This is a genomic window from Rhodanobacter sp. FW510-R10, assembly GCF_058781105.1.
The window spans coordinates 3,210,961-3,225,156 of the sequence record NZ_JBYSWL010000001.1; the positions used below are offsets into that span (position 1 = coordinate 3,210,961).

At 65.2% G+C, this 14,196-nt stretch carries 11 protein-coding genes; 6 read left to right on the forward strand and 5 right to left on the reverse strand.

Going from position 1 to position 14,196, the window contains the following annotated elements; translation table 11 throughout:
- The first annotated feature begins 108 nt into the window (after positions 1 to 108).
- The 6 genes from AC3WJB_RS13975 to pilH all read left to right on the forward strand — a co-directional run bounded on the left by AC3WJB_RS13975 (position 109) and on the right by pilH (position 8,288).
- Entirely contained in the window at positions 109 to 2,946 is a 2,838-nt protein-coding gene (locus tag AC3WJB_RS13975; protein ID WP_492682548.1) for a 2-oxoglutarate dehydrogenase E1 component, read from the forward strand.
- Between the two features lie 81 nt (positions 2,947 to 3,027).
- Entirely contained in the window at positions 3,028 to 4,257 is a 1,230-nt protein-coding gene (gene odhB / locus AC3WJB_RS13980) for a 2-oxoglutarate dehydrogenase complex dihydrolipoyllysine-residue succinyltransferase (protein WP_492682550.1), read from the forward strand.
- Positions 4,258 to 4,385: 128 nt separating this feature from the next.
- Complete coding sequence (gene lpdA, locus AC3WJB_RS13985) at positions 4,386 to 5,825, forward strand: dihydrolipoyl dehydrogenase (protein ID WP_492682552.1); 1,440 nt, start codon at positions 4,386 to 4,388, stop codon at positions 5,823 to 5,825.
- 419 nt (positions 5,826 to 6,244) lie between these two features.
- On the forward strand, positions 6,245 to 6,841 hold the full coding sequence (locus tag AC3WJB_RS13990; protein WP_492682554.1) for an LOG family protein: 597 nt from the start codon (positions 6,245 to 6,247) through the stop codon (positions 6,839 to 6,841).
- 12 nt (positions 6,842 to 6,853) lie between these two features.
- The gene (locus AC3WJB_RS13995; RefSeq protein ID WP_492682556.1) at positions 6,854 to 7,855 is read left to right on the forward strand and encodes a YhdH/YhfP family quinone oxidoreductase; all 1,002 of its coding nucleotides are present in this window, start codon (positions 6,854 to 6,856) and stop codon (positions 7,853 to 7,855) included.
- Positions 7,856 to 7,922: 67 nt separating this feature from the next.
- On the forward strand, positions 7,923 to 8,288 hold the full coding sequence (gene pilH, locus AC3WJB_RS14000) for a twitching motility response regulator PilH (protein WP_492682558.1): 366 nt from the start codon (positions 7,923 to 7,925) through the stop codon (positions 8,286 to 8,288).
- A gap of 81 nt (positions 8,289 to 8,369) precedes the next feature.
- On the opposite strand, the gene AC3WJB_RS14005 is transcribed toward pilH, so the two are convergent.
- The 5 genes from AC3WJB_RS14005 to AC3WJB_RS14025 form a co-directional block, all read right to left on the reverse strand.
- Positions 8,370 to 9,269 carry a DnaJ C-terminal domain-containing protein gene (locus tag AC3WJB_RS14005; RefSeq protein WP_492682560.1) on the reverse strand — a complete coding sequence of 300 codons (900 nt, stop codon included), beginning with the start codon at positions 9,267 to 9,269 and terminating at the stop codon, positions 8,370 to 8,372.
- A 107-nt stretch (positions 9,270 to 9,376) separates the two neighbouring features.
- Positions 9,377 to 9,829: an Hsp20/alpha crystallin family protein gene (locus AC3WJB_RS14010; protein ID WP_492682562.1), complete on the reverse strand. Its 453-nt coding sequence runs from the start codon at positions 9,827 to 9,829 to the stop codon at positions 9,377 to 9,379.
- Positions 9,830 to 10,043: 214 nt separating this feature from the next.
- A complete protein-coding gene (gene gyrA, locus AC3WJB_RS14015; RefSeq protein ID WP_492682564.1) occupies positions 10,044 to 12,668 on the reverse strand; it encodes a DNA gyrase subunit A in 2,625 nt (874 codons plus the stop codon).
- 227 nt (positions 12,669 to 12,895) lie between these two features.
- A complete protein-coding gene (gene mtnA / locus AC3WJB_RS14020) occupies positions 12,896 to 13,912 on the reverse strand; it encodes an S-methyl-5-thioribose-1-phosphate isomerase (RefSeq protein ID WP_492682566.1) in 1,017 nt (338 codons plus the stop codon).
- Positions 13,913 to 13,994: 82 nt separating this feature from the next.
- Positions 13,995 to 14,180, reverse strand: coding sequence for a PspC domain-containing protein (locus tag AC3WJB_RS14025; RefSeq protein ID WP_492682568.1), 186 nt, complete (start codon positions 14,178 to 14,180; stop codon positions 13,995 to 13,997).
- Positions 14,181 to 14,196: the final 16 nt, after the last annotated feature.

The window sequence follows — 14,196 nt, forward strand, 5'->3', positions numbered from 1 at the left end:
CGACCAATCCGGCATCCGCCTGCCACTTCGGTACTCCACGCCGACACGGCACCGCGGCCCCTGCAATCGCCGGACAGCTGCAAGTTTTCCTTCCCTGCCGGTGGCGACGTGAGTATCAATTCAATCCGCGAGTTTGCCGAATCTTCCGCCCTGGCCGGCGGCAATGCCGACTACGTCGAGGCCTTGTACAACGCTTGGCTGACCGATCCCTCCGCCGTATCAGCGCAATGGGGCCGCTACTTCGATTCGTTCCAGGGCCGCCAGCACGGCGACATCGCCCCCGACGGCGCCATCGCGCGTATCGAGGCCGCCCAGCAGCAACGTGGCCCGCGCGCAGCCGTTCCGGTCAGCGACGAGCATGCACGCAAGCAGGCCGGGGTGTTGCGCCTGCTCACCGCCTACCGCTCACGCGGCCACCTGGCAGCCGATCTCGATCCCCTGAATCTTGCCGACAAAATGCCGGCGCCCGACCTGGGTCTTGCGTTCCATGGCCTGAGTGACGCCGACCTCGACACCGAGTTCGACACTGGCAATTACGCGGGCAATGGCCAGCGCATGAAATTGCGCGACCTGGTCGAGCGCCTCAAGAAGACCTACACCGGCACCATTGGTGCCGAGTTCATGCATATCAGCAACCACGATCAGCGCAACTGGATCTACAGTCGGCTGGAGCGGGCAGCCGGCGACAGCGGCCTGGACACTGCCGGCAAGCAGCGCGTGCTGGACGGGCTCACCGCCGCCGAAGGGCTGGAGCGCTACTTGCACACCAAGTATGTGGGCCAGAAGCGTTTCTCCCTGGAAGGCGGGGACAGCCTGATCCCGATGCTCGACGACGTCGTGCGCAGCGCGGGCGACCAGGGCATCCGCGAAGTCGTCATCGGCATGGCGCACCGTGGCCGGCTGAACGTGCTGGTGAACATCCTGGGCAAACCGCCAAAGACCCTGTTCGATGAATTCGAGGGGAAATTCGAGCATCCGGAAGACCCCGCCCACACCGGCGACGTGAAGTATCACCTGGGCTTTTCAACGGACGTCAAGACGCCCAAAGGCGGCGTCCACGTCGCGTTGGCGTTCAATCCCTCGCACCTCGAAATCGTCAACGCAGTGGTGGCTGGATCGGTGCATGCACGCCAGGTGCGACGGCGCGACAGCGGGCACAAGCAGTCCATGGCCGTGTTCATCCACGGCGATGCCGCGTTTGCCGGCCAGGGCGTGAACATGGAGTTGCTCAACATGTCGCAGGCGCGCGGCTTCCGTATCGGCGGCGCGCTGCACATCGTGATCAACAACCAGGTCGGCTTCACCACGTCCAATCCCCAAGACGCCCGCTCGACGCTGTATTGCACCGACCTGGCAAAGATGGTCAATGCGCCGGTGCTGCACGTCAATGGCGACGACCCCGAAGCGGTGATCGAGGTGACCCGGCTGGCCTACGACTTCCGCAAGCAGTTCGAGCGCGATGTCGTGGTCGACCTCGTGTGCTACCGCCGCCTGGGCCACAACGAAGCTGACGAGCCGGCCGCGACCCAGCCGATGATGTACAAGATCATCCGCAGCCGCCCCACTGCCCGCGACCTCTACCAGCAGCAACTGGTCAGGCAGGGCCTGCTGGCCGAAGGCGCAGCGCAAAAGCAGTTCGATGCGTACCGGGCGCGGCTCGAGGCTGGGGAACCAATGACTGATGTAGACCCGCACCCCAACCGTGATGGCAGGGTCGATTGGGCGCAGTTCACCACCGGCAAGCTGGGGGTGGACGTGGACACCCGCGTGGCGGCCGACGAGCTCAAGGCGCTGGGCACGAAGCTGATCACCATGCCGGCCGACCTCAAGCCGCACTCACGGGTCGCCAAGATCTACGCGGACCGGGCCAAGATGTTGGCTGGTGCAGCACCTGTCGACTGGGGCTACGCGGAAAATCTCGCCTACGCCACGCTGGTCGACGACGGGCACGACCTGCGCCTGGTGGGTCAGGACTCCGCCCGCGGCACGTTCTTCCATCGCCACGCCGTGCTGCACGACCAGACCGACGGGCATACCTACCTGCCCCTGGCGACCATTCGCACCGGCGCCGACGTCGAAGTGATCGATTCGCTGTTGAGCGAAAACGCCGTGCTGGCGTTCGAGTACGGCCATGCCACGACCGACCCGTCCACGCTGCACATCTGGGAAGCGCAGTTTGGCGACTTTGCGAATGGCGCCCAGGTCGTCATCGACCAGTTCGTCACCTCCGGCGAAGCCAAGTGGAACCGCTATTGCGGCCTGGTGCTGCTGCTGCCCCATGGTTATGAGGGGCAAGGCCCGGAACATTCTTCGGCACGGCTGGAGCGCTACCTGCAAATGTGCGCCATGGAGAACATGTCGGTCTGCGTACCGACCACGCCGGCGCAGTATTTCCACATGATCCGCCGGCAAATGCTGCGCAAGGTACGCAAGCCGCTCATCGTCATGTCGCCCAAGTCGCTGCTGCGGCACAAGCATGCGGTGTCCACGCTGGACGAGCTGGCCAACGGCCGCTTCCAACTGGTGATTGGCGAAGCGCGCAAGCTCAATGCCAAGAAGGTCAAGCGCGTCGTGCTTTGCTCGGGCAAGGTGTACTACGACCTGCTGGAGCACGCGGACAAGGACAAGTTGACCGACGCCGCGATCGTGCGCGTGGAACAGCTCTACCCCTTCCCGCGCAGTGAGGTCAGCGCCGAGTTGGCCAGGTATCCCGCTGCCACGGACGTGGTGTGGTGCCAGGAAGAGCCCATGAACCAAGGTGCCTGGTTCCAGATTCGCCATCACCTGCAGGCGTGCGTGGGCGAGCAGCATCACCTGAGCTATGCCGGACGCGCGCGCTCGCCAGCACCGGCCACGGGTCACCTGAAGACGCACACCGTGGAGCAAGCCGCCTTGGTCGAGCAGGCCTTGGTCGGCGGCACCGAAACCGATTCTGCCGCGGAATGATCCCTTCCCATACCGTGGCCAGTGATGGCCGCCGTTCGCCACTCGCGTCCAGGCACGGACGCACAACCTGAAGAGCCTCCTATGTCCACCGAAGTCAAAGTTCCCGTCCTACCCGAGTCGGTTTCCGATGCCACGATCGCCGGCTGGCACAAGCAGGCCGGCGATGCCGTCAAGCGCGACGAGAATCTGGTGGACCTCGAGACCGACAAGGTCGTGCTGGAAGTCCCCTCGCCGGTCGATGGCGTGCTGAAGTCGATCACGCACAAGGAGGGTGACGTGGTTGGCAGCGACGAGGTCATTGCGATCATCGAAGAAGGCGCCACCGCGGCGGCCGCTCCGGCCCCGTCCAAGCCGGAGGCGACAAAGGCTGCCCCGGCCGCCAGCGCGCCGGCACCGGCTGCGTCCGCGCCAAGCCCGGCCAAGGGGCCTGAGCTGTCCCCTGCCGGCCGCCGCGTGGCCGCCGAGGAACACATCGACGCCTCGAAGGTCAGTGGTACCGGCCGCGACGGGCGCGTAACCAAGGAAGACCTCGTCAACTACGGCAAGGGCAACAACGCCCCGGTCGCCACGCCAGCACCGAGTGCGCCAGCCGCAAAGCCCACCCCGGGTTCGCGTCCGGAAGAGCGCGTGCCGATGACGCGCATGCGTGCGCGCATCGCCGAACGGCTGATGCAATCCAAGAACTCGATCGCCATGCTGACCTCGTTCAACGAGGTGAACCTGCGCGAAGTGGTGAAGATGCGCAAGGCGCTGGGCGAAGCGTTCCAGAAGCAGCACGGCATCAAGCTCGGCTTCATGAGCTTCTTCGTCAAGGCCGCAGCCGAGGCGCTGAAGCGCTACCCCTTCGTCAATGCCTCAGTGGATGGCAACGACGTGATCTACCACGGCTACCAGGACATCTCCATCGCGGTGGCCACCGACAAGGGACTGGTGACCCCGGTGCTGCGCGACGTGCAGGACATGAGCTTTGCCGAGGTCGAGCAGGGCATCGCCGATTACGCCACCAAGGCGCGGGCGAACAAGCTGTCGCTGGACGACCTGCAGGGCGGCACCTTCACCATCACCAACGGCGGCACCTTCGGCTCCCTGCTGTCCACGCCGATCGTCAACCCGCCGCAGAGCGCCATCCTGGGCATGCATGCGATCAAGGAACGGGCAATCGTCGAGGATGGCCAGGTAGTGGCCGCACCGATGATGTACATCGCGCTGTCCTACGACCACCGCATCATCGATGGCAAGGATGCGGTCCAGTTCCTGGTCGACATCAAGAACCAGCTGGAAAACCCGCAAAGGATGTTGCTTGGCCTGTAAGGCCTTGAGCCCCTCTCCCGCCGGTGACCGTGGGAAGTCCCGGTGGGAGGTAGGGGTTGGGTGAGGGTCATCCGGCGCTTCGCGCCACCTTCTCCCCGCGGGAGAAGGAAAGAGCAAAGAGGAAAACCATGAGCGATAAATTCGATGTAATCGTCATCGGCGCCGGCCCGGCCGGCTATGTGGCTGCAATCCGCGCCGCGCAGTTGGGCCTGAAGACCGCCTGTGTGGATGCCTTCACCGGCAAGGACGGCAAGCAGGCTTTGGGCGGCACCTGCCTCAACGTGGGCTGCATCCCGTCCAAGGCGCTGCTCGATTCCTCGCGCCAGTACTGGAACCTTGCGCACAACCTGCCGGCGCACGGTATCAGCGTGAAGGACGCCAAGGTCGACATGGGCACCTTCATCGGCCGCAAGGACAAGATCGTCAAGCAATTCACCGGCGGCATCGGCCAACTGTTCAAGGCAAACAAGGTCACCGCGTTCTACGGTACCGGCAAGTTGCTGAAGGGTAACAATGTCGAGATCACTGCAGCGGATGGCAGCAAGCAGACCATCAACGCCCCCAACGTCATCCTGGCTTCGGGTTCGGTGCCGATCGAGCTGCCGTTTGCCAAGTTTGACGGCGAGGCCATCGTCGACAATGCCGGCGCGCTGGACTTCACCGAAGTGCCCAAGCGCCTGGGCGTGATTGGCGCCGGCGTGATCGGCCTCGAGCTCGGCAGCGTGTGGCGCCGCCTGGGCAGCGAGGTCACGATCATCGAGGCGTTGCCCGACTTCCTCTCGGTGGCCGACGCCGACATTGCCAAGCTCGCGGCCCGGGAATTCGCCAAGCAAGGGCTTGCCATCAAGCTGGACGCCAAGCTTAACAAGGCCGAGGTGAAGGCCGGGCCTGATAAGAGCCGCGTCGTGCACCTCACCTACACCGACAAGAGCGGCGAACAGCAGCTCGTGGTCGACAAGTTGCTGGTGGCCGTGGGCCGCCGCGCCTACACCAAGGATCTCTTGGCCGACGACACTGGCGTGAAGGTCGACGAACGCGGCCGCATCGTGGTCGACGAGCACTGCCATACCGGCGTGGACGGCGTGTGGGCCATCGGTGATGCGATCCGCGGTCCGATGCTCGCGCACAAGGGTTCCGAGGAAGGCGTGGCGGTGGCCGAGTGGATTGGGGGCAAGGCCGGCCACGTCAACTACGACACCATTCCCTTCGTGATCTACACCGAGCCCGAAGTGGCCTGGGCCGGCAAGACGGAGAAGCAGCTCAAGGATGCCGGTGTGCCCTACAAGGTCGGCACCTTCCCGTTCGCCGCCATCGGCCGCGCCGTGGCGATGAACGAGGGCGTGGGCCAGGTGAAGATGCTCGCCCACGCCGACACCGATCGCATCCTCGGGGTGCACATGGTCGGCCCGGGCGTGTCCGAGCTGATTGCCGAGTGCGTGGTGGCGATGGAGTTCAACGGCTCCTCCGAGGACCTTGCCCGCATCGTCCATGCGCATCCGACGCTGTCGGAAGCCGTCCATGAAGCTGCCCTGTCCGTCGACAAGCGCTCCATCCACAAGGGCAATTGAGGTCAGGATGACCTCATCCCGTGCAGCACAGGGACGTGCGATGACACGGGATCCAGTCTCATGCATGACCTCATCCCGTGCAGCACAGGGACGTGCGACGACACGGGATCCAGTCTCATGCATGACCTCATCCCGTGCAGCACAGGGACGTGCGACGACACGGGATCCAGTCTCATGCATGACCTCATCCCGTGCAGCACAGGGATGTGCGTTGACCCAGGATCCCATGCCTCCAATGCGCCATCCCGTGGAGCACAAGGCCGTGCGATGACACAGTAGCCAGCGCCTCGCGCGCACCTCGTTCCCTGCGATGCAAGGACGTGCGCCGATCCGGGATCGCCTTGCTCGTCACCGGAAGAGGCACTGGCTGCCAGCTTTGGCTGGGATGACGGATCAAACATGCCCGGAGCGCACCGACTATGCCCCAACCATCAACCATCTGTGTCTACTGCGGCGCCAACAGCGGCACCCATCCTGCATACGCCGACCTGGCGCGGGCATTCGGCACCGAACTGGCATCGCGCGGGATCGGCCTGGTGTATGGCGGCGGCAAGGTGGGCCTGATGGGCGTGCTGGCCGACGCGGCCCTGGCTGGCGGCGGCAAGGTGATCGGCGTGATTCCGCGGCAATTGGTTGAGCACGAGCGTGCACACCCCGGGGTCCACGAAATGCATGTCGTGGAAACCATGCACCAGCGCAAGACGCGCATGTCCGAGCTGGCCGATGCCTACGTCGCGCTCCCCGGTGGCTTCGGCACCATGGACGAGATCTTCGAAATGATGACCTGGGCCCAGCTCGACCTGCACCGGCACCCTTGCGCGTTCCTGGAGGTGTGTGATTACTACCGGGCCTTGCGGGAAATGCTCGACCACATGGCGGATGAGGATTTCGTGAGCCGCAGCCAGCGCAACAGCGTATGGTTCGGGAATTCCATCCCGGCGTTGTTCGCCTGGTTCGAGCACTATGACGCCAGCGGCGTGGTCCGGCTCAAGTCCACGCAGCGCATCCAGCCCTGATCGAGGCAAGCCATGACTCAGCCGGCATTCCGCGCCTTTCGCATACGCCAGGAACAGGGCCAGCACCGCGCCGGCATCGAGACCATGCGGGTGGAAGAACTCTCGCCCGGCGAAGTGCTGGTCAAGGTGGCCTACTCCTCACTCAACTACAAGGACGCGTTGGCCGGTACCGGCTCAGGCCGCATCCTGCGCCGCTTTCCCTTGAACGGGGGCATCGATGCCGCCGGCTACGTGGTTACCTCCATCGATCCGCGCTTCCCTCCCGGCAGCGCCGTGCTGTGCACCGGGAGTGGCTTGTCCGAAACCCGCGACGGCGGCCTGGCCGAGTACGCCCGCCTGGAGGCTGACAGCACCATCGCGCTGCCGGCCGGGCTCACCCTGCGTGAAAGCATGATGCTGGGCACCGCCGGCTTCACCGCCGCGCTCGCCCTCCTGCGCATGCAGGACAACGGGCAAACACCAGCCTTGGGCCCGATTGCGGTGACCGGTGCCAGCGGCGGCGTGGGCGCGCTGGCCATCAACCTCTTCAGTGGCGCCGGATATGCCGTGCACGCAATCAGCGGCAAGCGCGAACACTTTGACTGGTTGCGTGAGCTCGGCGCCAGCGAGTGCATCGATCGGCATCAGCTCGACTTCAGCGGCAAGGCGCTGGATTCGGCGCGTTTTGGTGGTGCGCTGGATGCCGTGGGTGGCGCCATGCTGGCCGGCCTGTTGCCACTGATTGCGCCGACCGGCAACGTGGCGCTGTGCGGCAACGCCGGCGGCGCCACGTTCAGCAGCACGGTCATGCCGTTCATCATCCGCGCCGTGAGCCTGCTCGGTATCGGCTCGGCGGTCACGCCGCGACCGGTGCGCGAACGTATCTGGCAACACCTGGCCAGCGACTGGAAACCAAGAAACCTGGCGCAAATCAGCCGGCGCGAGGTAACGCTTGACCAGCTGCCAAGCGAATTCGCACGCATGCTCGATGGCCAGTCCCTTGGCCGCACCCTGGTCCGCATCGGCCCCGATTGACGGCGGCGCTTGGAAAGTCTTGCGTGGACACCCTAGAATCAGACACTCTGCGAGCATTGGACCGCCCATGGCACGTATCCTGATCGTCGACGATTCGCCATCCCAATTGCTCGGTATCAAGCGCATCGTGGAGAAGCTCGGTCACCAGGCGCTGGGTGCCGATGACGGCGCGGCAGGCGTGGAGCTTGCCAAGCGCGAGAAACCCGACCTGATCCTCATGGACGTGGTCATGCCCAACCTGAACGGGTTTCAAGCCACGCGCACGATCAGCCGGGATCCGGAAACGGCCCATATCCCGATCGTGATGGTGACCACCAAGGACCAGGAGACTGACAAGGTCTGGGGCATGCGACAGGGCGCCAAGGCTTACGTGACCAAACCCATCAAGGAAGAGGATCTAGCCAAGACGCTGCAGGAGTTCCTGCCGGCCTGAACCGGGTGTTGAGGCCGAACGCGCGCTCCGTCGTGGTGTCGAGCCCGCTCGCCACATCCCACGGCGAGTGCCGCGTCGGTCTCAGCCCCTCGGGTGGAAATCCTCGAACTGTGCCTGCAGCGCCTCGTAGGCGCTGCGTTGCGCCTTGGTCTCGGCCGCGGGCGTGCGTATCGACAACTCCACCAGTTGGTCGCCCGGTGGCGTGCCGGGCATGCCGCGACCCTTCAGGCGCAGCTTGCGCCCCGACTGCGAACCTGGCGGAATGCGCATATCGACGGCCCCGCCCAGCGTCGGCACCGCAATGCTCGCGCCCAGCGCCGCCTCCCATGGCGCAATCGGCAACACGTGGACGACGTTGCGGCCATCCAAATGGAAACGCGGATCGTCACGCAGCTCGACTTCCAACAGCAAGTCACCGGCCGGTGCGCCAGGCGTACCAGCTTGGCCCTGCCCAGCCAGGCGGATGACCTGCCCGGGCTGGATGCCGGCGGGAATCTTCACCTCGAGCACACGCTCGTGGCCGCTCGCATCCTGCAGCGCCAGCCGCGTGCGACCGCCGGCAAATGCGGCCTGCAGGTCGATCTGCACCCGGGCCTGTACATCCCGCCCGCGCCGTGTCCGTGGCTGCCGATGCGCGCCGCCGGCAGCGCGATGGCCAAACAGGCTTTCGAAGAAATCGCTGAAATCCCCCTCGCCACCCTCGCCGAAGCCCTGGGTCTGCCGCTGCCAGCCCGGCGGCGGCCGGAATTGCTCGCCGGAGCGATAGCCGCCGGCCCGCAACTGGTCGTAGGAGCGCCGCTTTTCGGTATCCCGCAGCACTTCGTTGGCCTCGTTGACGGCCTTGAATTTCTCCTCGGCGCCCGCTTCCTTGTTGCGGTCGGGGTGGTATTTGCGTGCCAGCTTGCGATACGCCGCCTTGATCTCGGCTTCGCTGGCATCCGGCTTGACGCCCAGGGTCTCGTAATAGTCTTTGAATTCCACAGGCACTCCATTCCGCCCGCCGCACCGCCCTCAGCCAGGCGCCGTGATGGACTCGCGTCCACCACGGCGCCCGACCCGCACAAGCTTACCCCCGCACTGCGCGGACCTCAGTCGGCGGCATTGATGGTGATGCGGCGCGGCGTGGTCTCCGGCTTCTTCGGGATGGAAATCTCCAGCACCCCGTACTTGCCGTGGGCGCTGATATTTTCGGCATCCGCGCTCTCGGGCAGCGAGAAGCGCCGATGGAACGTGCCGTACACGCGCTCCTGCCGCGTCAACTTGTTTCCTGCGGTATCGTCCACCGCCTTGCGTTCACCCTTGATGGTGAGGATGCTCTTGTCCATGCTGACTTCGATCGTTGCCGGGTCCACACCCGGGACATCGGCCAGGATCACGAAGCGCTTGTCCTCTTCGCGGATGTCCACCCGCGGCGCCCACTGGCTGGTTTCCACCGTGGACTGGTCGCTGTCGCCCACGCCGAAGAAACGGCCAAAGGCTTCGCGAAAGGCGTCATTGGAGCCGAGATTCTGGTTCCACATGGATTGGCGACTCGAATTCATATGCTGTCTCCCAATGGTTCGCGGTGCCATCACCGCCTAGGGTAGAAATAGGTGCTGCAGCAATGAAATCAAGCCGGTAGGCGCGCGGCCACCTGGACTGGCATCACGAGGCGCCGCCCTATCGTGTGGCACGGTCGTGGCGCCTGGACGAGGCGCCCAGATCGACCCGAAACGGCGTCACGTCAGCCCGGGAGCCGCCCGCGACGCTCCGGTATCACCGTAGGGGCTGATCCGGCTGGACGCCGTCACCAGCGCCCATGTCCGGAGGAATCTCCGCACCATCGGTGCCTTCGGCCTCATCGCCGTCCGCGCTGCCATTTTCCGCCTCCAGGCGCATCACGCTGACGAGCTTTTCATCTTCCGGCAGCTTGATCAAGGTGACTCCCTGGGTATTGCGACCCAAGCGTGACACCTCATCCGCGCGCGTGCGCACGAGGGTGCCATGGTCGGAAATCAGCATCAGCTCGTGCGCCTCGGTGACCTGCACGGCGCCAATCAAGGCGCCGTTGCGTTCCGAGCACTGGATGCCAATGACGCCCTGGGTACCGCGGCCCTTCTTGGTGAACTCCGCCAGCTGCGTGCGCTTGCCATAACCGCGTTCGGTCGCGGTGAGGATGTCGCCTTCGGCCGCCACGACCAGGGACACCACGTGGGCGCCCTGGGTCAGGCGCATGCCGCGCACGCCGGCCGCAGTGCGCCCCATGGCACGCACCGTGTTCTCGTCGAAGCGGTTGACCTTGCCGTTGGAGGCAAACAGCAGCACATCGCTGTTGCCATCGGTCAGGGCGACGTCGATCAAAGCATCATCGTCGTGCAGCTTGATCGCCAGCTTGCCTCGTTGCAGCTGGTAGGCGAATTCAGCCAGCGGGGTCTTCTTGACCGTGCCGTGGCGCGTGGAAAAGAACACGAAGCGGTCGCCGTCGTAGTCCCGGATCGGCAGTACGGCCTGGACCTGCTCGTCCGCGGCCAGCGGCAGCAGGTTGATGATCGGCTTGCCGCGCGCGCCCGGGCCGGCTTCCGGGATCTCGTGTACTTTCTGCCAGTACACGCGTCCGGCGCTGGTGAAGGTCAGCAAGGTGTCATGGGTGTTGACCACCCACAGCTGGGCTACGACGTCCTCGTCCTTCAACGCCGATGCCGAGCGCCCCTTGCCGCCACGGCGCTGCGCGCGATACAGGCTGGCGGCCTGGCGCTTGATGTAGCCGGTGTGGGACAAGGTCACCACCATGTCCTCGGCGGCAATCAGGTCCAGCACATTGAGGTCTTCCTGGGAACGCTGGATCTCCGTGCGCCGCGGGTCGCCAAATTCCGCCTTGACCGCCTCGAGCTCGCCACGGATCACCGCCAGCAGGCGGTCCGGGTTCTGCAGGATCTCGATCAGGCCACGGATGGTCTCCAGGATCTGCCGATATTCGTCGGCGAGTTTTTCCTGCTCCAGGCCAGTGAGGCGCTGCAGGCGCATGGCCAGGATTTCCTGTGCCTGGGCCTCGGACAGCTGGTAGCCATCGCCCTTCAGGCCATCGCGCGGGTCCATGTCCTCGGGTCGTGACGCGTCGGCGCCAGCGGCCGACAGCAGGCTGCCCACCATGCCCGCGTCCCAACGCCGCGCCAGCATGCGCTCGCGCGCCTCCACCGGGGACGGCGAGGTCTTGATCAACTCGATCATCTCGTCGATGTTGGCCAAGGCGACGGTCAGGCCTTCGAGGATGTGGGCGCGGGCACGGGCCTTGCGCAGGTCGAAGATGGTCCGCCGCGTCACCACCTCGCGGCGATGGCGGATGAATGCCTCGAGGATGGCCTTCAGGCCGAACAGGCGCGGCTGGCCGTCCGCCAGCGCCACCATGTTGATGCCGAAGGTCACCTGCATCTGCGTCTGCAGGAACAGGTTGTTCAACACGACGTCGCCGACGGCGTCCTTGCGCACCTCGATGACGATACGCATGCCGTCCTTGTCCGACTCGTCGCGCAGCTCGCTGATGCCTTCGAGCCGCTTTTCCTTCACCAGCTCGGCGATCTTCTCGATCAACCGGGCCTTGTTCACCTGATACGGAATCTCGGTGACGATGATGACTTCGCGCCCGTGCTTTTCCGTCTGCACCTCGGCGCGCGCGCGCACCAGGATGCGCCCACGGCCCGTGCGGTAGGCCTCGATGATGCCGGAGGCGCCATTGATGATGCCGTAGGTCGGGAAATCCGGCCCCGGGATGAAACGCATCAAGTCTTCGATACCGAGCGTCGGCTCGTCGATCAGCGCGATCGTGGCGGCCACCACCTCGCCCAGGTTGTGCGGCGGGATGTTCGTCGCCATGCCCACCGCGATGCCGGCAGAGCCGTTGATCAGGAGATTCGGCACCCGGGCCGGCAACACCAACGGCTCGCGCTCGCTCTCGTCGTAGTTCAAGCCAAAATCGACGGTATCCTTGTCGATGTCGGCGAGCAGCTCATGGGTGAGCCTGGACATGCGCACTTCGGTGTAGCGCATGGCCGCGGCGTTGTCGCCGTCGACCGAACCGAAGTTGCCCTGCCCGTCCACCAGCATGTAGCGCAGCGAAAACGGCTGGGCCATGCGCACGATGGCGTCGTAGACCGACTGGTCGCCGTGAGGATGGTATTTACCGATGACGTCACCGACCACGCGGGCGGATTTCTTGTAAGCCTTGTTGTAGCTGTTGCCCAGCTCGTTCATCGCATAAAGCACGCGACGATGCACTGGCTTGAGCCCATCGCGGACATCCGGCAGCGCGCGGCCGACGATGACGCTCATGGCGTAATCGAGATAGCTCTGGCGCATCTCGTCTTCGATATTGACCTTGATAATTTCCTTCGCCAGCTCTGCCATCAACCCGGGTTTCCTGGAAAAAAAGGGGGCGCTCCGCCGTGCCCCAAGGGGCATGCGATTCCTGCGACACGCGAGTTTGGAATTATATCACGGAAAGGCACGAAATGACAGTATTTAATCCTGTCAATTCAATATGTTACGACTCATCGCCCGTGCCATTGCGACACCAGGCAAATCATGCGGTCACTTGGCGCACGGAGGGCCCGGAATATCGGCGCGGATATCGCTCAGCCGTCAAACATCGCCTGCATGGAATGGCCGTCTGGATGCTCGATCACGCCGCACTCGGTCACGATGACATCGATCAAACCGGCAGGCACCACGTCAAATACCGGATTCCACGCCCGCGCGCCTTCGACCACGGTACGCACCCCGCCCACGCCCAGCAACTCCCCCGCGTCGCGCAGCTCGATCTCGATGTCGTTGCCGCTCCCGGTATGCATGTCGATCGTGGAGGCCGGCGCCACGACCATGAACTTCACGCCGTGATAGCGCGCCACCACCGCCAATTGGTAAGTGCCGATCTTGTTTGCGGTGTCGCCGTTGGCGGCAATGCGGTCGGCGCCGACGACGACCCATTGCACGGCTCCGGAGTGCATCAGGAAGGCCGCAGCGGAATCCGCGATGAGCTGCGCATCGATGCCGTCGCGCAGGAGCTCCCACATGGTCAGCCGTGCGCCCTGCAGCCATGGCCGCGTTTCGCAGGCGTAGACGCGGTCGATCCGCTGCGCCGCCACGCCGGCGCGGATCACGCCAAGCGCGGTACCGTAGCCCGCGGTGGCCAGCGAGCCGGTATTGCAATGGGTCAGGACCCCCGAGCCGGGGGCGATCAGGGCGGCGCCAAGCGCACCCATGTGCCGGTTTGCCGCCAAGTCCTCATCCTGGATCGCCTGCGCCTCGTCGCACAGTGCCGCCGCATCGGCGCCGGCGGCAATGCGGCCGCGCATGCGCTCCAGCGCCCACATCAAGTTGACCGCCGTGGGCCGGGCAGCGCGCAACATGGCGCTGGCCGCGTCCAGGTCCTTGCCGCCCTGGGCTGCCAGGACCACGCCCCACGCTGCCGCAATGCCGATGGCCGGGGCGCCACGGACCACCAGGTCACGGATCGCCGTGGTCACCTCCTGCGCGCTGCGGCATTCCACCCAGGTTTCGCTCGCCGGCAAGCGGCGCTGGTCGAGCAGGCGCAAATGGTCGCCACACCACTGCACGGCGCGGACCTGGTCGTAGCGCTCGGCGCCGGCCACGGTCAGGCGACACCCCGTGGCAGCTGCTGACCCGCAGCACGCCAGGACGATGGCGCCGCACGGCCTGCGCGGTGCAGACGCATCATTCGGCGGCGGGCATGACCAGCCACAACAGCAGGTACAGCAGGACGCCGGAGCCACCGCACAGGGCAAGCAGCACCCAGGCGACGCGCACCCGCGTGGCGCTCCAGCCAAAGTACTCCGCGACGCCGCCGCAGATGCCGGCCAGCACGCGGTCCCGACGCGAACGGTGCAAAGTCTTGTCCATGCGATGTCGACCTCAC

What these genes read in the sequence shown, in the direction of transcription:
- odhB (WP_492682550.1), top strand. Translation starts at nt 3,028, where the DNA reads ATGTCCACCGAAGTCAAAGTTCCCGTCCTACCCGAGTCGGTTTCCGAT.
- lpdA (WP_492682552.1), top strand. Translation starts at nt 4,386, where the DNA reads ATGAGCGATAAATTCGATGTAATCGTCATCGGCGCCGGCCCGGCCGGC.
- AC3WJB_RS13990 (WP_492682554.1), top strand. Translation starts at nt 6,245, where the DNA reads ATGCCCCAACCATCAACCATCTGTGTCTACTGCGGCGCCAACAGCGGC.
- AC3WJB_RS13995 (WP_492682556.1), top strand. Translation starts at nt 6,854, where the DNA reads ATGACTCAGCCGGCATTCCGCGCCTTTCGCATACGCCAGGAACAGGGC.
- pilH (WP_492682558.1), top strand. Translation starts at nt 7,923, where the DNA reads ATGGCACGTATCCTGATCGTCGACGATTCGCCATCCCAATTGCTCGGT.
- AC3WJB_RS14010 (WP_492682562.1), bottom strand. Translation starts at nt 9,829, where the DNA reads ATGAATTCGAGTCGCCAATCCATGTGGAACCAGAATCTCGGCTCCAAT.
- gyrA (WP_492682564.1), bottom strand. Translation starts at nt 12,668, where the DNA reads ATGGCAGAGCTGGCGAAGGAAATTATCAAGGTCAATATCGAAGACGAG.
- AC3WJB_RS14025 (WP_492682568.1), bottom strand. Translation starts at nt 14,180, where the DNA reads ATGGACAAGACTTTGCACCGTTCGCGTCGGGACCGCGTGCTGGCCGGC.